Source organism: Evansella sp. AB-rgal1 (genome assembly GCF_041820985.1).
Lineage (GTDB): Bacteria > Bacillota > Bacilli > Bacillales > Salisediminibacteriaceae > Evansella.
Window position 1 is genome coordinate 1 of the sequence record NZ_JBGUAU010000034.1, and the last position, 19322, is coordinate 19322.

23 protein-coding genes and 1 pseudogene are annotated in these 19322 nt (G+C 37.4%); 11 read left to right on the forward strand and 13 right to left on the reverse strand.

The genetic code is table 11. The annotated features are described in order from the left end of the window. Positions 1-122 precede the first annotated feature (122 nt). The 3 genes and pseudogenes from tnpC to tnpA form a co-directional block, all read right to left on the reverse strand. A pseudogene (gene tnpC, locus ACERII_RS21650) lies at positions 123-1700 on the reverse strand (IS66 family transposase). A gap of 47 nt (positions 1701-1747) precedes the next feature. Further along, positions 1748-2104: an IS66 family insertion sequence element accessory protein TnpB gene (tnpB, locus tag ACERII_RS21655; protein ID WP_373645055.1), complete on the reverse strand. Its 357-nt coding sequence runs from the start codon at positions 2102-2104 to the stop codon at positions 1748-1750. Then, entirely contained in the window at positions 2104-2430 is a 327-nt protein-coding gene (gene tnpA / locus ACERII_RS21660; protein WP_373645056.1) for an IS66 family insertion sequence element accessory protein TnpA, read from the reverse strand. Before tnpA ends, tnpB begins: the two co-directional genes overlap by 1 nt. A gap of 833 nt (positions 2431-3263) precedes the next feature. Between tnpA and ACERII_RS21665 the strand changes: the two genes are divergently transcribed. Further along, on the forward strand, positions 3264-4946 hold the full coding sequence (locus tag ACERII_RS21665; RefSeq protein ID WP_373645057.1) for an RNA-binding domain-containing protein: 1683 nt from the start codon (positions 3264-3266) through the stop codon (positions 4944-4946). A gap of 524 nt (positions 4947-5470) precedes the next feature. On the opposite strand, the gene ACERII_RS21670 is transcribed toward ACERII_RS21665, so the two are convergent. After that, positions 5471-5689: a YvrJ family protein gene (locus ACERII_RS21670; RefSeq protein ID WP_373645058.1), complete on the reverse strand. Its 219-nt coding sequence runs from the start codon at positions 5687-5689 to the stop codon at positions 5471-5473. A gap of 177 nt (positions 5690-5866) precedes the next feature. On the opposite strand from ACERII_RS21670, the gene ACERII_RS21675 reads away from it, so the two are divergent. Further along, the gene (locus ACERII_RS21675; protein ID WP_373645059.1) at positions 5867-6982 is read left to right on the forward strand and encodes an IS4 family transposase; all 1116 of its coding nucleotides are present in this window, start codon (positions 5867-5869) and stop codon (positions 6980-6982) included. 589 nt (positions 6983-7571) lie between these two features. Here the strand turns inward: ACERII_RS21675 and ACERII_RS21680 are convergent. Next, positions 7572-7685, reverse strand: a complete 114-nt coding sequence (locus tag ACERII_RS21680; protein WP_373645060.1) for a DUF2922 domain-containing protein — start codon at positions 7683-7685, stop codon at positions 7572-7574. Positions 7686-7879: 194 nt separating this feature from the next. On the opposite strand from ACERII_RS21680, the gene rlmN reads away from it, so the two are divergent. After that, entirely contained in the window at positions 7880-8938 is a 1059-nt protein-coding gene (rlmN, locus tag ACERII_RS21685) for a dual-specificity RNA methyltransferase RlmN (protein WP_373645061.1), read from the forward strand. A gap of 373 nt (positions 8939-9311) precedes the next feature. Here rlmN and ACERII_RS21690 read toward each other — a convergent pair whose 3' ends face one another. The 3 genes from ACERII_RS21690 to ACERII_RS21700 all read right to left on the reverse strand — a co-directional run bounded on the left by ACERII_RS21690 (position 9312) and on the right by ACERII_RS21700 (position 10072). Beyond that, positions 9312-9530: a YvrJ family protein gene (locus ACERII_RS21690; protein WP_373645062.1), complete on the reverse strand. Its 219-nt coding sequence runs from the start codon at positions 9528-9530 to the stop codon at positions 9312-9314. 64 nt (positions 9531-9594) lie between these two features. Beyond that, positions 9595-9816, reverse strand: a complete 222-nt coding sequence (locus ACERII_RS21695) for a DUF2922 domain-containing protein (RefSeq protein WP_373645063.1) — start codon at positions 9814-9816, stop codon at positions 9595-9597. Positions 9817-9859: 43 nt separating this feature from the next. Beyond that, positions 9860-10072 carry a DUF1659 domain-containing protein gene (locus ACERII_RS21700; RefSeq protein ID WP_373645064.1) on the reverse strand — a complete coding sequence of 71 codons (213 nt, stop codon included), beginning with the start codon at positions 10070-10072 and terminating at the stop codon, positions 9860-9862. Positions 10073-10276: 204 nt separating this feature from the next. On the opposite strand from ACERII_RS21700, the gene ACERII_RS21705 reads away from it, so the two are divergent. Together ACERII_RS21705 and ACERII_RS21710 are read left to right on the forward strand one after the other, a co-directional pair. Further along, positions 10277-10621 (forward strand): DnaB-like helicase N-terminal domain-containing protein, encoded by a 345-nt coding sequence (locus ACERII_RS21705; RefSeq protein WP_373645065.1) that lies wholly within the window; start codon positions 10277-10279, stop codon positions 10619-10621. A gap of 28 nt (positions 10622-10649) precedes the next feature. Further along, positions 10650-10757 (forward strand): SPOR domain-containing protein, encoded by a 108-nt coding sequence (locus ACERII_RS21710; RefSeq protein ID WP_373645115.1) that lies wholly within the window; start codon positions 10650-10652, stop codon positions 10755-10757. A 249-nt stretch (positions 10758-11006) separates the two neighbouring features. Here ACERII_RS21710 and ACERII_RS21715 read toward each other — a convergent pair whose 3' ends face one another. From ACERII_RS21715 to ACERII_RS21735, 5 genes are all read right to left on the reverse strand, one after another. Continuing rightward, positions 11007-11417 carry an SIMPL domain-containing protein gene (locus ACERII_RS21715; RefSeq protein ID WP_373645116.1) on the reverse strand — a complete coding sequence of 137 codons (411 nt, stop codon included), beginning with the start codon at positions 11415-11417 and terminating at the stop codon, positions 11007-11009. A gap of 92 nt (positions 11418-11509) precedes the next feature. Further along, positions 11510-11740, reverse strand: coding sequence for a hypothetical protein (locus tag ACERII_RS21720; RefSeq protein WP_373645066.1), 231 nt, complete (start codon positions 11738-11740; stop codon positions 11510-11512). Positions 11741-11786: 46 nt separating this feature from the next. Further along, a complete protein-coding gene (locus ACERII_RS21725) occupies positions 11787-11963 on the reverse strand; it encodes a hypothetical protein (protein WP_373645067.1) in 177 nt (58 codons plus the stop codon). A gap of 310 nt (positions 11964-12273) precedes the next feature. Continuing rightward, on the reverse strand, positions 12274-12609 hold the full coding sequence (locus ACERII_RS21730; protein WP_373645068.1) for a hypothetical protein: 336 nt from the start codon (positions 12607-12609) through the stop codon (positions 12274-12276). Between the two features lie 195 nt (positions 12610-12804). Beyond that, positions 12805-13905, reverse strand: coding sequence for an MBL fold metallo-hydrolase (locus tag ACERII_RS21735; protein WP_483867435.1), 1101 nt, complete (start codon positions 13903-13905; stop codon positions 12805-12807). A gap of 431 nt (positions 13906-14336) precedes the next feature. Between ACERII_RS21735 and ACERII_RS21740 the strand changes: the two genes are divergently transcribed. The 6 genes from ACERII_RS21740 to ACERII_RS21765 all read left to right on the forward strand — a co-directional run bounded on the left by ACERII_RS21740 (position 14337) and on the right by ACERII_RS21765 (position 19322). Then, entirely contained in the window at positions 14337-14891 is a 555-nt protein-coding gene (locus ACERII_RS21740) for a DUF4256 domain-containing protein (RefSeq protein WP_373645070.1), read from the forward strand. Positions 14892-15686: 795 nt separating this feature from the next. Then, positions 15687-16451, forward strand: a complete 765-nt coding sequence (locus ACERII_RS21745; RefSeq protein ID WP_373645071.1) for a PP2C family protein-serine/threonine phosphatase — start codon at positions 15687-15689, stop codon at positions 16449-16451. Between the two features lie 117 nt (positions 16452-16568). Further along, complete coding sequence (locus tag ACERII_RS21750) at positions 16569-17051, forward strand: serine/threonine protein kinase (RefSeq protein WP_373645072.1); 483 nt, start codon at positions 16569-16571, stop codon at positions 17049-17051. A gap of 41 nt (positions 17052-17092) precedes the next feature. Continuing rightward, entirely contained in the window at positions 17093-18517 is a 1425-nt protein-coding gene (locus tag ACERII_RS21755; protein ID WP_373645073.1) for a tetratricopeptide repeat protein, read from the forward strand. Positions 18518-18535: 18 nt separating this feature from the next. After that, the gene (locus ACERII_RS21760) at positions 18536-19018 is read left to right on the forward strand and encodes a hypothetical protein (protein ID WP_373645074.1); all 483 of its coding nucleotides are present in this window, start codon (positions 18536-18538) and stop codon (positions 19016-19018) included. Between the two features lie 13 nt (positions 19019-19031). Further along, positions 19032-19322 carry a hypothetical protein gene (locus tag ACERII_RS21765; RefSeq protein WP_373645075.1) on the forward strand — a complete coding sequence of 97 codons (291 nt, stop codon included), beginning with the start codon at positions 19032-19034 and terminating at the stop codon, positions 19320-19322.

Consider the following 19322-nt stretch of genomic DNA (forward strand, 5'->3'; position numbering starts at 1 on the left):
AACATTAGTGAATGACATTATGAAATAATTTAATAGTGTAATACTACTGTACCTACTAATTATTTGTAAGCGTAAAATAGTCCACACCTATTCAAGCAAGTGTGGACTATCGTATGATGTAATTAATTCTTTTTTATACGACATGTTTCAGGTAAACTTTCGGACCAAGGAAGAAGCTGATCTAGTTCATTGACATCTTCCATATTTATGTTTGGCAGTGATTCAAAAAGATAAGTTAGGTAGTTGAATGGATTTAGTCCATTCTCCTTCGCTGATTCCACAATACTATACGTAATGGCGCTTGCCTTTGCACCACGTGGCGTGTTTGCGAACATCCAGTTTTTTCTTCCTATTACGAAAGGCTTGATGGAGCGTTCGCTGCGATTATTATCTATCTCCAAACGACCATCCTCTAAAAACACCACTAACTTATCCCACTGATTCCGGCAATATTTGATCGCTTTTCCTAGAGCACTCTTTGGTAATACCTTTGGTGTTTGTTCACGAAGCCATGACGAAAAAGCGTCTAGAATTGGTTTACTTCGCTCTATACGTAGTTGATACCTTTTTTCGAAAGAAAGGTCTTTTATATCTCGTTCGATTGCAAATAGTTGATTACAGAAATGAAGGCCTTCGTTCGCTGTTACACTCGCTAACTGACTGGATTCAGGCAGTGCCTTCAAGCATCCGTAAAGCCGCGTCGGGCATGAGCCCAACAACCAGACAGTTTTACATTCGGAATTCCGTTGTAACCAGCGTATCCATCCACGTGTAAATATCCATGAAAACCTGAAAGAAAGTTTTGAGGATGCTTACTTGCCCTAGTTTGCTGATAATCAAATAAGATGATGACTGGACCCTCTTTCCCTGTGCGAAATAGCCATAGATAAGAGGTAGAGTTTGCTTGTCTGCCAGCCTCTCTCAGTACTTGTAGCGTCGTTTCATCCGCATGTAAAATGTCCTGCTCTATGAGCAGTTGGTGCATGCGATTATATAGCGGACTTAACCAAGTATTGGCTCCATGGAGCACCCAATTGGATATCGTTTGTCTTGATAGATTTACTCCTAATCTAGAAAACTGCTGTTCCTGGCGATAGAGAGGCAAACTTTCTACATATTTTTGGTTCATAATATATGCCATTGCGGAAGGAGATGCTAGACTCTTAGGAAATACAGGAACTGGCATTGGTGCCGTGACAATCGGCGTTTCTAGTTCTTGTTTCTCACAACCGCGGCAAGAGTAAACATAACGAACATGCTCCACAACCTTTACCTCTGCCAGAATTACTTTTAATTCTCTCCGCACTTCTGTACTCATCTCATGTAGGGAGTCACCGCAACACGAACAAACTTGCTCCGAATCGGATAATCGGTATTCCACCGTTTCCGTAGGCAAGTTTTCCAATTTCACTTCACGTTGGCCCTGTACTTTTTTACGATGATACGTAATCGTTTCCAACGTAGGCTCCTCTAGTTTAGGGTCCGCCACTACTTCTGCTTCGTTAAATAGTGGTAACTCTAGCTGGGCAGGGGTTGTTTTTTCGCTCGAAGAACCGAATTGACGTTGTTTACTATGACGGAATTGTTCCTCAAACCATTTTATTTTAGCCGTCAATTCCAGCGTTCTGTTTTTCGAGCGAATCACATTTTTGTTGAAGTTCATCTATTTGATTGGTTGAGTTAGTAGATGTCGATTTCATACTTAAAATATACTACAAAATAGTAGAAAAAAACCAATTTTTTTTGATTAGATTATGGTTCTTGCAGTCACTTCAGGATGGGCATGACGCTGTTTCATCGGTAATCCATCTAAAAGCCAACGCAACTGGCGATAGCTAATACTTAATGTAGAAGAACTGTCATCATCTGGCCATTCAAATGTACCGCGTTCTAACCGGCGGTAATACAGCCAAAATCCATTTGTCTCCCAATGTAGTATTTTCAACTTATCTCGTTTACGATTACAAAAGACAAAGAGGCAAGGAGAGAAGGGATCAAGTTCGAACCCTTCTTGTACCAAAACTGCCAAACCATCAATCGATTTACGAAGGTCTGTATTGCCACGGGCGAGGTAGACTCGCTCTATATTATTTTCGAGAAGCATTACGTGTTCAACGCCTTTATTACTTCTCTAAGGAAGTCAGGGTCAAACCCTGGCTTTACATCAATTGTTGCTTGTCCTATCTTGATCTGTAAGGTTTCTTTCACGATAATGGGTGATTCCTCTTTCACCATCATGGGAATCCATTTAGAATTAGTAGAATTTTCTTTTTTACCTGGACCTTCCACTTTCCTAATCCAATACTTTAGGCTATGAATGCTGACATTATTAGCCTTACACCAGTCGTGTTGGGTTTGACCACTTGCTCGTAAATTAGCGATCCGCTGTTCCCATTCTTTAAACAATGTTGCATTTGATTTTTTGGACATAAAAAACCTCCTCAAATTATGATTTGAAGAGATTATCTCAAAAACTAATACTGATTAAAATGTGGGGAGTATTTGACGCTTACATAATACTCAATAAAGATTGGTCACAAATGTTGTCCTATCAACGTTTGTGAGTTTTTTTGCATCCACCGTCGAACTTCTGCTTATATCTAAGATACGCTTAAACATACCACTAATTTGTATAACAACCCATGATCGACTCCTAATGCTACTTAATATGATAATACGATAAATCGCTATCTTGAATGGTAGATGTCATATAGAGGACATTACTATTCTGTTTGAACGCCTTTGTTAAAAGCATTTGGAATCTGTTTTAGGTATAATGTAGGTAGTGTTTAAGGATAATGTAAGAATTACTATAGATACTTTATTTTAAGAATGAAAGTGCCCCCAGTGCGTAAATGGTGGAGAAAACTTTAATTGCGATGTGTTAACTAAATATGACGATTTGGAAGTGCAGTGGCCAGATATTGTTCTATTCTTAAAAGCAGGTAAGGTTACCGTAAATGTATTGAATAAAACGGTAAAATTCTATCAGAATCTATAATTCGGGTCTAGATTCATTGCTTCTATTTACATATTTTTATTAAATGTACTGTCAGAACAGGTTGTACTTGTAGAAGGAAGCCTCCTATATTTTGATGATTATAAATTCTCGGAAATAGAAGGTATTCCATTTGTTGAAATAGAATACCCACAGTATAGAATGATACAGAGTGGTTATAAGCATGCTATTTCTTCCAAAAACGAATAATAGAAGTATTTAATCAAATAATTTTAACTAACATTTCTTAAGGAAGGAGGATTTTATGAAAAACAAAGCCGAGATTTTGGATCTTATCAATAAATTGGATGATCATATTGCAGATGATTTTGAGTCGCAAGATTTAGATTTTAAACAATGGAATTTTAGAAGTAGAGAAGATAACGTAAAAAAGATGATTACCTATGCTGTATGTATGGCTAACGGTGGTGGAGGTAGTGTAGTCTTTGGTGTAGTAGATAACGTAAAAGGAAGGGAAAATGCACTAGAAGGAATACCATTTGACATTGATACGACGATTCTTCAAAAAAGGATTTACGAAAAGACAGATCCTCATTTAACTGCAACTTTTGAAGATTTATTTGTAGAAAACATTCGATTGTTAATCATGCACACCTTTCCTGGTATGCCTCCATATACAACTACAGATGGAGCAGCAACAATTCGCCAGGGCAAAGATTGCATGCCGTTTACAGGGACATTAAGAAGGCAAATGATTGATACATCAGGCCAACTGGACTATACAGAAGAAATAATTTATGAAGATTGGACAACGATATTTTCTCATTCAGCAATGGAACGAGTACGAGAAATTATGAATCGTGAAAGAGTAGATGAAACACTTATCTCTTTAAGTGATGAGGACTTACTAAGAGCAATAGGTGGGTTGAAAGATAAGTATCTTACCAAAGGTGCATTGTTATTAGTAGGCAAGCCAGAAGCTATATCTAGAATTATTCCACAACACAAATGGTCATACAGAAAAATGATTAGTGATACAGATTACTCACACCGAGATGATGGTACACAACCTATTTCATTAGCATTATATGAATTAGAAAGATTTATTTCAGTAGATAATCCACTCGTTACAATTGAGTCGGGATTAGTTCACCCGGAATTTACTACATATCCTACAATTGCTTTAAGGGAATCTCTCCTAAATGCCTTTGGTCATAGAGATTATCGTATGTTAGGAACTGTAATGCTAAAGCATTATAAAGATCGATTAGTTCTTACCAACCCAGGACAATTTATTGGTGGTATTACACCTCATAATATTCTTCATCATCCACCAGTAGCAAGAAACAATCATTTAATGGACCTTCTTGATAGATTAAAGCTTGTTAATAGATCTAACCTTGGAGTGAAACGAATATTTAAATCATTGTTGATTGAAGGTAAAGAGCCACCAATCTACCGTGAAGTAGGTAATAATATAGAACTAACTTTTATTTCTTCTCCATTAGATCAATCATTTCAAAAGCTTGTACATGAGATATCGACTAAAGGTGTTCCTGTAGAGGTAGATCACTTGTTGATACTTCAATATCTAATGAGGCATGAGCAGATTGATACTAGCCACGCTGGATATATTACACAAAGAGGAACAGACCAAGCTAAAGAATTATTAAGTGTTATTATGAAAGACTTTGATTTAATTGAACCAATCGGTCGTGGAAGAGGTAGATATTATACTTTGTCGCGAAACGCTTATCGTCTTTTACAAGATAGTTTAAGGTATGAACGGTTACAGAACTTAGATAAAGAAGCGATAAAAACAAGGATTCTAACTGTATTAAAGGACAGAGATTTAACAAATGCGGAAGTCCGTCAGATAACGGGTCTAGATAGAAGGCAGGTCAATTCGTTAATAAAGGAAATGGCTACTGACGGAGTAAACATCGTTGGTCACGGTCGTGGTGCTAAATATACCATAAACAAGTAAATGTTCAATTTGAACAAATAAATGTACATTTAAAATAACTCAAATATATTGATTTAATGCATAATTAAATAATAAATGTACAAATAAATGTACATTTAAATGTATTTTAAGATATTTGTAAGAAATAAAAGTAAGGATTGCGGTTGTTGTTGGATTAACAGCTGCTGAAATTGATCATATTAACAGTCAATCAGTAGTAGTTTCTTTTAATAATGAGATTTAATGTTTCTTTTTCTTTAATCATTGTGTTCTCCTCTACAGTGAATGTATATAACATTAAATTTTTTTGCACAAATTTTACACATCGCCTAAAACCTAATAATATCAATACTTTCAGACCTATCTCGACCCCAACCACCAATCTAAAAGGTGTACAGCAACTTGTAAATGGGTGGAATTTAGACGTTATTTAAAATGTCATATAGTCTTCAGAATGATTGAAAAGAAAAAAGGGTAGTCAGTGTATTCCACGGACTACCCTTGGTTTTATCTCGGTAACTATTTTTTATTTCCTATATACCCTTTTAATAATTTGTCTTCTTTGCCTCAAGCGTTCTCCACTCACCTGATTCCACTTTTGGTGCACTTGCAGGCCCTATATGAGCACCAAATTGAACAAGCTTCCCTAAATACATGACCGATTGATTGAGCTGGTCCAGCTTTTTCTCAATACGGTATAGTAAATAAAAGGTAACGACAATGGGAAATCCGTATTCTCCAACAAGTGTCAACCATGCTTCCATTTTGATTCACCTCTTTTCTAAGAATAAATTTGTATCACTAATGTTGCATTAATTTAGTTTCACTATTATAAATACTCAAAATGTTCAATGAAGTTATTTTGTGCAAAGAAAAAGTCCTTTATAATGGATAAGTCAGGTGGTAATCCCGTCCAAATCCAATAATAAAGGACCATTCGCATGGATAAGATTACACGAAAAACTTCATTTGGACAATGGTTTTCACCAATAAATTTTCAATTATTTGAAGAACAAGTGAAAACAATGAAATTAGATATTTATACGAAAAAACTTACGACGGAATCATTCTTGAAGTTATTACTTTTTGCACAGTTAGAAGAGGTAGAAAGTCTCCATGCGCTAAGTGATTGTTTGTTTGATGATGAACTTCAAAAAGGTATTGATCTTGACTCCATTAGTATTTCTCAACTTTCACGACGATTGAACGGTATGAATCCTGATTTATTCCAACTACTTTTCCTTGATTTAGTCGCACAAATTCATGCCAAAACACGTTATACGAAGCTCATCATGCCATTAAAAATCATTGACTCAAGCACATTGCCACTTAATTTAACGAATCATAAATGGGCAAAGTTCAGGAGAACAAAAGCAGGGGTAAAACTACATTTACGTCTTGTGTTTATGGAAAAAGGGACTTCCTACCCCGAAAAAGCCTTGATAACAACAGCAAAGGAACATGATCGTGGTCAACTAGAAATCATGGTAGACGACAAGGAATGCATGTATGTGTTTGACCGCGGTTACCTCGACTATGAGCGCTTTGATCGCATGACGGACGATGGCTACTTTTTCCTTTCTAGACTACGGAAAAACGCTGTGATACGGGAAGTTTACGATTTTGAACTAGCGGAAGAATCATCGATTTTATCCGATCAAATGGTTGTGATTGGAACGACTCAAAACCGTGCTGAAAACTACTTCCGACTGTTAAAAGTGATTGATTCAAAAGGAAATGAACTTCAATTAATCACCAATCGATTTGATTTAAGCGCCGAAGAAATTTCAGAGATGTATAAATCTCGTTGGGCAATCGAATTATTTTTCAAATGGATTAAGCAACATCTCAGCATCAAAAAGTTCTACGGACAAAGCGAATGGGCGATCCAAAACCAAGTATTTATCGCACTCATTGTATTTTGTTTGCATGTTTTAGTTCAAATCGAAACGGATAGTAAGCGAAAAACCTTACAAATTAGCCGCTATTTAAGGGCTGCATTGTGGAAACCAGCGCATATTTGGCTTCGAAAGATTGAAGGAAAAGCCATTCCTTAAAAAGGATTTGTCGTCGTTGAACTAGTCAATTGTAAATAATTTCCCAAATGGGTGGAACCACCTTTGGTTCGGTATTTATCTTTTTGGCTCTGAACAGGAAGAACTTTAAAACTGAAAATTCAGTCAGTATTTATGCAACACTAGTGAATTTGTATAACATATACATTTTCAAACTCACTGTCTAGCTCCAGGCGCCATCTGCTCCTCGTAAACTCGTTCGCAAAGGTGCGAAGAAGATAGAAGATGATTCAGGACGTACTTGCCTCGTGTCAAATAACCTGCCCGATTAAAAGTATAAAGCGCTTTTTATCGTGCAGAACATTTGCATTTCAGTGATGAGAGGGTGCATTCCGCTTTTCGTATTGTCTAGCTTCATCCGCTATCTGCTGTGAAAAATAACCTTCCAGTTAGAAAAGTAAAAAACACTTTTCAACTGAAAGAACATTTTTCTTCGCAGATATACAAGCGGATTACGCTTTCCAAATAAAAAGGAGAGGTAAAAAACCTCTCCACTTCAATAAGTGCAATTTCAATTTGCTGAATTTGACGATCCACTACGCGGGCACCACGCTCCTGAACTAAATACCCGTTAAAGGGACGTAAACACTTTATTAGCAATAATAAGATCCATTACCTCCGACACTACTTGTGCACTCACAGGCTCTTGTGGTTCATCCATGGAGATAGTGACGTTTTCCCACATTCATTTGTGAAAAGTAACTCTAAACGTTTTGACATTTCGTTTCACCTCCTTCTTCTACTCATTTAGAAAATATCTAGATGAAATACTACGGGGAGTGACAGGCACTATTTTTTACAAGTTCCTCTCGTTTGCCCAGTCGGCCTTATTTTTAGTAAAATAGTGTTTGAACTTTACATCTAGAAAGAGGGTAAATCATGACAAAGCCATCCATTTATGGATTAACATTTGAACAACTAACTACGTGGTTATTGGAACGTGGCCATAAAAAAGGCCGTGCTGGTCAAGTTTGGGATTGGCTATATCGAAAACGAGCCACTAATTTTAACGAAATGAATGATGTTAACAAAGAATGCCTTCAAGTATTAGAAGACAACTATGCAATAGAAACCCTAGTGGAACATAGTAAGCAAGAAGCGTCCGATGGAACCGTCAAATTCTTATTTAAACTTGAAGACGGCGATCTCATAGAAACGGTCATAATGAGAAAAAATTATGGTTTATCTGTTTGTGTAACAACACAAGTAGGGTGTAATATTGGCTGTAGCTTTTGTGCCAGTGGTCTATTAACGAAGAAGCGCGACTTGACAACAGGAGAAATTACTGAGCAAATTATGAAGGTTCAGCTTTATCTAGATCAGCAAGGAAAAGGAGAAAAGGTTAGTCATATTGTTGTTATGGGAATTGGTGAACCATTCGATAACTTTGAAAATATGATCCATTTTCTCGAAGTGGTAATTGATCAAAAAGGACTTGCTATCGGCTCAAGAAGTATTACGGTTTCAACAAGCGGTCTAGTTGGGAAGATTTATGAATTTGCTGATCGAAAACTGCATGTAAACCTAGCCATTTCTTTACATGCTCCTAACGATGAACTGCGTACGAAAATCATGAAAATTAATCGAGTCTATCCAATTGCTAAGCTAATGGATGCGATGAAATATTTCTTACAAACAAACAGAAGGATTATGATTGAATACATCTTACTTAAGGATGTCAATGATCAAACTCAACATGCCCTTGAACTTGCAGAGCTATTGAAAGATATCCGGCAAGGCGTGGCAGTTAACTTAATTCCATATAATCCTGTCGATGAACATGATCAGTATCAACGGAGTGACCCGAAGAAGGTACTGACATTTTATGAGACCTTCAGAAAGAAAGGGATTATTTGCAGCATTCGCCAGGAGCATGGGACAGATATCGATGCGGCTTGTGGGCAATTACGAAGTAAGCAAATGAAGCAAGAAAAATAGTGGAAACACGCATGCTTTATAAAATAAGCGATGCGTGTTTTTCTTCATGCTTTAGAGCTTAAGTATGTTTTATTATAAAAGCAAATACTCCTATATTTTTTTGAAGTATAGAAGGTGAAAAAAGTGAATTCAAGTAAAATAGATTTGACTGCTAGTGAAATCGGATACTTATGAGGTATCTATCGTGCCCAAAGTCTATACCAGTCCAAAAGTGTAAAAGAACTTGAAAAAATGGCGTGTATTCCAGAAGTTATTTACATTGTCATTTACAGTCTTTAGGATGATAGAAGAAAAACGGGTAGTCACGTGTAATCCACAGACTACCCTTGATTGTATTTAGATTACCATTTTTCTTTATATCATATATACCCCTTTAATAATTTGTTTTCTTTGCTTCTAGTGTTCTCCACTCACCTGATTCCAATTTTGGTGCACTTGCAGGCCCTATATGAGCACCAAATTGAACAAGTTTCCCTAAATACATGACCGATTGATTGAGCTGATCCAGCTTTTTCTCAATACGGTATAGTAAATAAAAGGTAACGACAATGGGAAATCCGTATTCACCAACAAGTGTCAACCATGCTTCCATTTTGATTCACCTCCCTATTAGAATCTTCTACATAAAAAGGAGAGGTAAAAACCTCTCCACTACATTACAGTGCAACTTCAATTTGCTGAACTTGACGATCCACTACTCGTGCACCACGCTTTTGAACTAATGCTCCGTGATAGGATGTGAACACATTATTAGCAATAATAAGATCCATTGTCTCCGACACAGCTTCTGCACTTACAGGCTCTTGAGGGTCATCAAGAGAGATTGTGACGTTTTTTCCACCCTCATTTGTGAAAAGTAACTCCAAACGTTTTGTCATTTCCATTCACCTCCTTCTTTATCTAACGTATAAAATCCCTTGATTACATTGTTAAATCATACGTATTGCCGCGTTCTACACTTTCTAACTCATGCTTTTGAAGAGAAGCCAGAGCTACTGCTACTTGGAGCAAGTTCTCGCCTGTTGCTCTCGTAGCAATGTTTTGAAAGCTTTTCGTTTTGAAAATCGGCTCTCCTTCATCGGTATAACTAGTAATGAATGATAACGTCAGTCTTGAATTTACGATCTTTTCCATCGTCGTTCACCCCCTTTCACTATATAAGTATCAACTTCTAGTGAAAAAGGGTGCATTTATTTTTGAAAAATAGAAAGTTTTTTGGTTGATAGAAAAATCTACTAATATCAAAGGTTTCTTTTTATCGTTGATAGTCAACTTCGCCTCGGCCGGAACATGATAAGAGTGTTCTTCAAGAAATAGTGGAATGGGAGGGGAAGTCTTGTGGGGCTCCAAGGGAACATGGAAGCTGAGAAGTTGTTGCTAGGGTGTATCTTGATGAATAACTCGGTTATGAAGGAGTTGGTTATTCAGCCTGAGCATTTCTCTATCCTTCATCGAGATTTGTTTCGTGCCATGATAGAAATTTCGGTTCGAGGTGAGATGATTAACCGGGCTACTTTGTTTGAAAAGCTAGGGTCTAACTATATGAGTCAACTAAATATTGGCGAGATGATGGAGGCTGTACCTTCTGCTAGTGGATTTACATTTCATGAGGAGCTGGTTCTTCGTTATTGGAAAAATATTTTTTGCAGGAAACAGGAAATGTGGTTTCGGATGAGAAGGTAACGTCTTTTTGGGGAGAAATGACTATGCAGTGGGAGTCTCTGAGACTGGAAAACTGTATCGCGTACAGGTTGGGGCGTTTGCTAAAAGGGAGAATGCGGAGGCGATGGTGAGGAGGTTGGAGTTGAGGGGATTGTAATAGGGTCTATTAATGTGTTAGGTAACTATCATACATCTAGCTAAAAAAATAATAGTGGCCAAGGAACCTCTGGCTGGGTCCACTGCCACTTCCTTAAAATAAGGGTAGATATTACCTTTAAACGCAGAATATAGCTTGGTTAGGGTGAAAAGTGGGCCAAAGGGAAGTGGGCCAAAGGGACAGGTTCGTCGTCCCAGAAGTTAACGGAACAATGGGAAAATGAACCTGTTCCTTTGCCCCTTTTGCCTTTCACTCTGTGTAGGTAAACGTCATCTCCACCCTGGCTTTCAGTTCCAGTGTTCCTGGCTGTAGTGGGATGCCTTCTGTAGAAGCAGTGAGGTCCATTGTGCGAAAAGGGATAACGTCTGGCTGAATGATTTCTTCTACTTTTTTAGGGTTTGTGTGGAGGTGGACGTTGAGACTAGCAGCGATAGATGTCGCTTTTGTTTTCCCATCATTTACAGCACGAAGTAATGCTTGTTGGTAAAGAGCTGACGAGTTGTCGATGGAAAACTGGATGTTTCTGATCGTATTAGCACCGGCTGTAACCGCAGCATCGGTAACCCTTCCTGCCATAGTAACGTCTTTCAGTTGGATGTTCAGTAAATGGAAGCAGTGGGGACGGTTCTTGTTGCTTCTTTTGTAACCCGAAGGAAGCAGGAGAACCGTCCCCGCTGCTTCCTATTACAGCAACCTCCCCGTTACTGCCACAACAGCACAAAAGGCTTCTTAAAGTATTACCTCCATTTAGTTTAATGACTTTCCTTTTTGAAAGAAACGATAATAAAAATAATTCCAATAAGGAAGAATAACGCTATAAAAAGGTTATCTAATATTGGTATTGTTTTTGGATTAGTTGCATACTCTCCAGTGTTTATTTGTGCTGACCAATAGACGTATCTACTTAACCTTTCAATCGTAAAAATTAGTCCGCTGGTTAAAATGAATACAGAGCCTAAAATTAGACTTATTTTTTTATCCAAAACAGTACCTCCTTGATTTAATAAAGGAATTCAATTTTTAAAAAACCTAATTCTCCTTATTTATCTTCTCTAACTTTTCTATCCTGCTTTCAAGCTCTTTAATTTTAAAATCATATTCCATATTTTTAAATTGCTTTAATGAACGGTCAATTAAGCTTTGAACAATAAGGATAAATATACCAAAAAACAAAGGAGCAAAAATTAATAATATAAAAGAATCCAAATCAGCACACCCCATCTCTCTATCCTATCTTAACTAAACTGCTTCGTTAGTTTAATTTTGCAAACCTCCCCATTACTTCAATGTCTTCTTTACTCTATTTAATGTTACCACTAATCCCCTTTTATTTGGTATAAATATGTAAAAAAAAGTCTCTGCTTATTGCAGAAACGCTAACCCGTTAGTCAAAACTATTTATATACTTTATCTTCTAATTCCTCAATTCTTTGGAAGCAGTGGGGACGGTTCTTGTTGCTTCTTTTGTAACCCGAAGGAAGCAGGAGAACCGTCCCCGCTGCTTCCTGCTTCTTCACTACATTACTCTATCAACAGATACGTCTGAACCAACTATTAAACTTCCTTCAGCAATTTTATCTAAATGCCACCACCAATAATCTAAAGGGATATTGTTTTTAGTGGATAATTGGAAGTCATAAACTTTACTAATATGTTTTAGCATTTCGTCAACGTTGTTTAGGAGCATTAAATCATACATATGCAAAAGGGAGATTTCATAGTTGTCTAATTTACCAATTTTCTTCTGTATTTCTGTTCTATCATGCAACATACGCAGCTGTTCATAAGGGCTACAATCTAAGTCCCGCACATCTTCACCGTAATTTAAAACTTCTTGCTTGTACTGACTCATTTGAACACATCCTTTACAGTACCTAAATATGTATAACCAGGATTATATTTGAAATAGTTAGGGGAGACAAGGGGACAGGTAGGTTGTCCTAGGAGATTTGAGACAGTGAACCTGTCCCTATGTCCTCCCAGGTGCAGGCACTTTTTTCAGCTTTTGGAAGCAGCGAGAACCGTCCCCGATGCTTCCTTCTTAAATTTAATACTCCCACCAGGATGATACAGGAACAGGGAGTTCCTCAAGAAGAACTGTTTCTCCTATTTCTGGTGCTATGATATTTACATCTTGTGCTTCTGCTTCAAGCAATGCACGCTCAACTGGTTCTGACCAGCCATGATATGCTAAGGAAAAGGCTCCCCAATGCATAAGCATCATTGTCTCACCATTCACATCCAGGTGTGCTTGGACTGACTCCTCAGGGAACATATGGTTATCGGACCAACGCTCGTCATATTGACCTCCTTCAATTAAAGTAAGATCAAAGGGTCCATACACTTCTCCTATTTTCTTAAAGTGTGGAGCATATCCACTGTCGCCACTTGTAAATACTCTTGTTTCCTCCCCTAAAATTACCCAGCCAGACCACAACCTTGAATTTCTGTCGAAGAGACCTCTTCCAGAATAATGGTGAGCAGGAACGGAGGCTATCGTTAGGCCTTTCCATTCTAATTCATCCCACCAATTCATGGGGGTAATCCTTTCACTAGCCACTCCCCATCTTAATAAATGGGCGTCTATACCATGGGGAACAAAGAAATGCTCTACCTTATCTTTCAACGCAAGGATGGAAGGGTAATCTAAGTGATCATAGTGATCATGGGTAATAAAAACTGCATCAATTGGAGGTAATTCCTCCATAACATCTAAGATATCATCACTAAACCGTGTGCTTCCGATGAAAGAAACGGGAGAAGCAATGTTTCCGAACATTGGGTCTAACAGTATTTTTTTGTTATCTATACTTAGTAAAAAGTTCGAGTGTCCAAACCAGGTTAAACTGTCCTCTTCATTTTTTATTGTCTCCCAATCAAAGGTTGCAATTGGAATAGCTTCAAGTGGATGCTGGTCATCTACACCACTTATAGCATCTCTTAGTAACGAAAAAATGGTAGAGAAGTCCATGTCCATATCCAACTCAGCTTCATTCATATTCACAAAATCGCCGTCAACATAGTTATCAAATTGGCGATATAATTCTTTTTGTTCATTGGTTGGGCTTCCACCGAAAGTAGGATGTAACTGTAAAAAAAGAATTCCTGCTGTTAGAAATAGTAGTACAATGCCTAGTAATGCAATCAATATTTTTTGCCACTTTTTCATCTTTTTCCTCCAAAACAAAATATACTTATCTGATAAAATGAGTCTCTCATTCTATGATTATATAACGCTAATATGAACAGAATATGAATAGAAGCAAAAAATGACGAGAATTTTAAAAGAATTGCTTACTACCACCGGACACTAATAGTTTTTCAGTAGGGGAACAGGCTCCAACTTCTCCAACAGGTGTCTTTACTGTTTTGGGAGCGGGTTTTCTTATGGAAAAAGAGTGGAAGAACCGCCCATGGTTTAACGATAAATAGTAATAGGCTATAATGGTGGGGTATCAGTATTAACGATTAGATATCATTATTAGGTTAGTAGTATATATTGACAACGAGAAAAAATATCTTCTGAAGGTTGCGATTAGTCTTTATCAATTATATGTAAATACAAGGGGGAACCTTACTATGAAGGAAATGCCACTAGATCAAAAAGAACAACTATTATTTTTATTGAAAGCTCGTTTTGAGAAAAATATGGACCGTCATAAAGGAATGGAATGGACTAATGTTCAAGCTAAACTTGAAACTAATACGGAAAAACTGTGGTCACTAAATGAAATGGAACAAACAGGCGGAGAACCAGATGTCGTCAATTATGATGAAAACACAGATGAATACATATTTTATGATTGTTCAGCAGAAAGTCCTAAAGGCCGCAGAAGTGTTTGTTACGACCGTGAAGCGCTAGAGTCCAGGAAAAAACATAAACCGGAAAATAGCGCTATGGATATGGCAGTTAGTATGGGAATTGAAATTTTAACGGAAGAAGAATATCGGGAGTTGCAGAAACTAGGTAATTTCGATTTGAAAACGTCGAGCTGGGTGCAAACGCCTGATAATATTCGAAAACTAGGCGGTGCTATCTTTTGCGATCGTCGCTACGATACTGTCTTTATGTACCACAATGGAGCAGATTCCTACTATGGAGCAAGAGGATTTCGCGGCTCACTAAAGGTGTAAGTTATTGTAATGACAAGGCTAGGTTGAATTTATAATGGAGCTGGAATAATACCTTAATTTGAAGAGTGAAAAGCATGAGATCAGGAAGAATATATGATTTCATGCTTTTTATGTTGATTTCTCAATTTGAAGTTTGAGTAAAAATTTTCTATTTATGTTACAGTCACTTCTAGTGTTTATAGTAAGGTAGATCAACGTTGAATGGAGATTTCCAATTAAATAAAGATTATAAACTCAGAAATGTTGAAATCTCAACGTTTCTGAGTTTTTTGTTGTTAAGGAATTTATAGTTTGTAGGCATTGGAAGCACTTACATTTTTGCAGTATAAAGTCTGACTAGTGAAAAACTAATAGGATAAAAATACTATATATTAGTTGTTATTCTTGGGTGGAATGGTAATTAAGTAGGGGATAATGACAAGGTTTACCACATACACATTTTTAAAATAGATATTTTTCCAATTTGCTACCGACATAAATATATGTATAGCTTAAGAGTGGAGATTTATATTTCACATAGAGTGAAAGGTTAGCAGTATAAAACCCAATATCAATAGACGAATGGTACTTATTTACTATTTAAGTATAAATTTAACTTTAAAGGAAAATGTGTTACAAAAGCAGTGATTTAGAACGATTACTTTTGAGTTAACAAAGCGAGTATAATGATAATGTCTTTTATTTAATTACATAGTTTTCCATATAAACATGAGTATTACACTAGTTTTTTTTGTCTCATAGAAATAATGTAGAAGTTGGATGAGAAAAAGTTTTTATTCAATGGTGGTGCTAGATATGTTAACAATTGCTTATCATACTGATATTGGATTGAAAAAGAAAACAAACCAGGATGCTCTTTTGATAAAGACTGCAAATTCCTCTGTGGGGGAAGTAGGTCTTTTTGTTGTTTGTGATGGGATGGGGGGGCTTTCCCATGGAGAATTAGCAAGTGCATCCGTCATTCAAAGCCTGGCTTCTTGGTTCGATAAGGAACTACCAACCCTACTTTTTTCAGATTGCTCCAAAGATACGATAATAAATGAATTGCAAGACCATATTCAGAAGTTAAATGGAAAAATACGTTCCTATGGTGAACAGACCAATAGTAAACTGGGCACAACCGTCACAGCTTTTCTCATTTTAGATGAAGATTATTTTATTGTACAAATAGGAGACAGTAGAGCTTACCAAATTCACACTGAAATAAATCTGTTAACAAAGGATCAGACCTTAGTGTCGAAGGAAATAGAACGAGGGAATTTGACACCGGAACAAGGGAAAAAGGACCCACGTAGGAATGTGCTCCTGCAATGTGTGGGAGCTTCGCTGTCACTTAATATTCCTATCACTACTGGAAAAGTACAAAAAGACGCAATATATATGCTTTGTTCTGATGGATTTCATCATCGTATTACCTCACAAGAGTTTTATAAAAATCTTCATCCTGAGCAACTACATAATAAACAGCAAATGCAGGAAAAGGCGCAAGAGCTTGTGGAGTTAGCTAAACAAAGAAAAGAAACAGATAACATAACAGTGCTTTTGTTAAGGGTCTCCTAATGAAGAAAAGCGCAATGCTTATCGACTATCAAAGAGGAAACCTCAAGGTGATTTTACAAATGTTTTAATTAGTTATAAGACAGGGAAATCTCCCTTTCTTGTGGAGGTGTAATACTTTTGATTGAAATTGGAACAATCATTGATGAAAGGTATGAAGTTCTTAAAGAAATTGGTCGCGGTGGAATGAGTATTGTTTATTTGGCCATGGACAATCGTTTAAATAAATCCATCGTGATTAAAGATATTAGAAAGCGGGCTTATAGTAATAATGAACTACTTATTAATAGTTTAATCGTGGAAGCGAATATGCTAAAGAAATTGGATCACTGGGCGCTTCCAAAAATCTACGACATTATTGAAGGAAAAGATGGCATCTATGTTGTCATGGATTACATAGAAGGAGAGTCACTTAAGGAAAAGCAGCAACGAGAGGGTATATTTGACCCAGACTCTGTAATAGATTGGGGAAAACAATTAGCAGATGTATTGGCGTATCTTCATTTGAGGAAACCAAACCCAATAATCTATCGTGACATGAAACCAGATAATGTGATGCTTACTCCAGAGGGGAAAATTAAGCTTATTGACTTTGTGGTATAGCGAGGGAATATAAACAGGAAAGCGTAACGGATACGACAAATTTGGGAACAAAAGCATATGCTGCGCCAGAACAGTTAGCGGGAAAACAAACAGATGCAAGGACAGATATCTATAGTCTTGGAGTAACATTATATCACTTAGTAACGGGAAAGAGTCTATCCGAACCACCATTCGAAATCCGCCCGATCAGGCAATGGGACTCGTCCTTGCCCGAAGGTCTGGAACACATCATAACAAAGTGTACACAGACAGAACCAGAGAACCGATACGCAAATTGGGAAGAGCTTTTGTTCGACATGGAGAACGTTGCTAAGCTGACAAAGGATTACAAGAAAAGCATGGCGAAAAAACTTGCATATTTTTTGCTCCCACTTAGTTTATCTATCGTTTTTGGAACTACTTCCTACATAGGTTATGCAGAAATAAAGAAAGAGCAGTTCCAAGATTATATGAAGTTAATCAACGAATCTAGCCGATACATTATTAACGGAAACGAAGCTCAGGCGATTGAAGTATTAGAAATGGCCATCTCCACAGTGGACAGTACACGACCCGAAGCCTACATCAATCTGCTAGATCTATATATTAATAGAGGAGAAGCAGATGCAGGGTTGGCAAAAATGCAGTCGTATATTAGTAGTGGATACGGAAAGGTCCATGAAAACAGTCGTGTTCTATTTAAAGTGGGGATGACCTATTTTGATGTGAAGAATGATTATTCCAATGCTTTGAAGTTTCTCCACCAAGTAGATGAAGAGGTACTCCCAGAGGTTCAGTTTTACAAAACCCTGGCTACGACTATGAGCCAAATGAATATCGACTATGAAGTATTTTCAGAGAATTTAATAGAGTTGGAAAATTATAATGACGGACTGGCTAATACAAGAAAAAAAGTAGATAACTATCATTCATTAGCTAATATCTACAGTTCATATAAGGCGCAAATACCTGAGGCAAATACTAAGGTCATCGACTTGATTGAGAAGTCTCAAGATATTATTAACAGGCTGGATAGTGAGGAATTACACTATCGTTTCGAATTGGACTTCTCACATAAACTTGCTCAAGCATATCACAGTAGGGCAACCAATTCTGGGGCTCAGGAAAATGCTAGAAATGACTTTGAACAAGCTATTGAACATTATTTTTTACTGCTTGAACTTGATGTAACGAATCAGGAGGAAATAAAGCTGAGAATTGGATCTATTTATCAGCAAATGGGAGAAAATTCACAGGCAGCAGAGCAATTTCAGGCGGTTATCCAAGAGTACCCAGAGAGTACAGCGGCCTATGTGCGTCTGATGAATTTATTCCTTGATATGGAAGCCGCAAAAGCGGAAGGGAACAGAGACTACCAAGACGTTTTGGAGTATTTTCATGTAGCAAGGCAACTGCCTGGAGCAGGGGAGGATGACGGTCTAGAACGGCTGATTAGAAGGTTAAAGAATCTGAGATTGATAGATTAATAAAGGAGTGTCTTGGTGTTGGCCTATCAAATAATGTTTTACGGAGGAATGGTTGGGGCTGGAATTACTTTACTTCTCGCTGTCTTTCTGTTTATCCGTTTAAAAATTTGGATTGTTATAAAGGACCTTATGGGCTACAGCTCTGCAGTGAAACGTAGAAGTCCATCGAAATCAAAAGAAACAGGTGGGCTTTCAACCCGAAAATGGACTACATCGAGACTGCTTCCAAAACGGCAGAGGGGGAAAGAACAAGCTGCAGCAACTACAGAAATGCTAGAAACGGAAGCGGGTATAGCAGAAACTGCCTTATTAGAACAAGATCTTGAGGTGGAACAGACCGTACTACTGGATGATGAAGTGGAAGAGACTACATTGTTAACGAGTGAGTTGGAAGAAACAACGTTGTTGGATGAACTGGACAGCAGTGAGGAATTGGATAAAGATTTTTTTATCCAAAAAGAAGAAGTAATTATTGTTCATTCCCATAAAACAATTTCATAAGGAGGGATATCGTATGACAGCGGTTCTGACATATTATATAAAACTGGTAGGAAAAAACAAAGGTAGTCAAACTAGAGTAATGCTGCCAGAAGGCTTAGGGGGCACAGCTAAATGGGGCAAGGGGCTTTGGCGTGATATACAGTCTAAAAACGGAGTTCTTCTATATGGGAGGGAGCATGGCTATTACAATTCTACAAGTAATAAATTTCGAAACACTAACTTCGAAGCAATCAATCGAAGTGTTGCAAATCTGGGGGAAACTAAAGCGAAGGTTGCTTTTTCGTCTGCAGGAACAAACGCTTAA

What these genes read in the sequence shown, in the direction of transcription:
- tnpB (WP_373645055.1), bottom strand. Translation starts at nt 2,104, where the DNA reads ATGCTTCTCGAAAATAATATAGAGCGAGTCTACCTCGCCCGTGGCAAT.
- tnpA (WP_373645056.1), bottom strand. Translation starts at nt 2,430, where the DNA reads ATGTCCAAAAAATCAAATGCAACATTGTTTAAAGAATGGGAACAGCGG.
- ACERII_RS21665 (WP_373645057.1), top strand. Translation starts at nt 3,264, where the DNA reads ATGAAAAACAAAGCCGAGATTTTGGATCTTATCAATAAATTGGATGAT.
- ACERII_RS21670 (WP_373645058.1), bottom strand. Translation starts at nt 5,689, where the DNA reads ATGGAAGCATGGTTGACACTTGTTGGAGAATACGGATTTCCCATTGTC.
- ACERII_RS21675 (WP_373645059.1), top strand. Translation starts at nt 5,867, where the DNA reads ATGGATAAGATTACACGAAAAACTTCATTTGGACAATGGTTTTCACCA.
- ACERII_RS21680 (WP_373645060.1), bottom strand. Translation starts at nt 7,685, where the DNA reads ATGTGGGAAAACGTCACTATCTCCATGGATGAACCACAAGAGCCTGTG.
- rlmN (WP_373645061.1), top strand. Translation starts at nt 7,880, where the DNA reads ATGACAAAGCCATCCATTTATGGATTAACATTTGAACAACTAACTACG.
- ACERII_RS21690 (WP_373645062.1), bottom strand. Translation starts at nt 9,530, where the DNA reads ATGGAAGCATGGTTGACACTTGTTGGTGAATACGGATTTCCCATTGTC.
- ACERII_RS21695 (WP_373645063.1), bottom strand. Translation starts at nt 9,816, where the DNA reads ATGACAAAACGTTTGGAGTTACTTTTCACAAATGAGGGTGGAAAAAAC.
- ACERII_RS21700 (WP_373645064.1), bottom strand. Translation starts at nt 10,072, where the DNA reads ATGGAAAAGATCGTAAATTCAAGACTGACGTTATCATTCATTACTAGT.
- ACERII_RS21730 (WP_373645068.1), bottom strand. Translation starts at nt 12,609, where the DNA reads ATGAGTCAGTACAAGCAAGAAGTTTTAAATTACGGTGAAGATGTGCGG.
- ACERII_RS21740 (WP_373645070.1), top strand. Translation starts at nt 14,337, where the DNA reads ATGAAGGAAATGCCACTAGATCAAAAAGAACAACTATTATTTTTATTG.
- ACERII_RS21745 (WP_373645071.1), top strand. Translation starts at nt 15,687, where the DNA reads ATGTTAACAATTGCTTATCATACTGATATTGGATTGAAAAAGAAAACA.
- ACERII_RS21765 (WP_373645075.1), top strand. Translation starts at nt 19,032, where the DNA reads ATGACAGCGGTTCTGACATATTATATAAAACTGGTAGGAAAAAACAAA.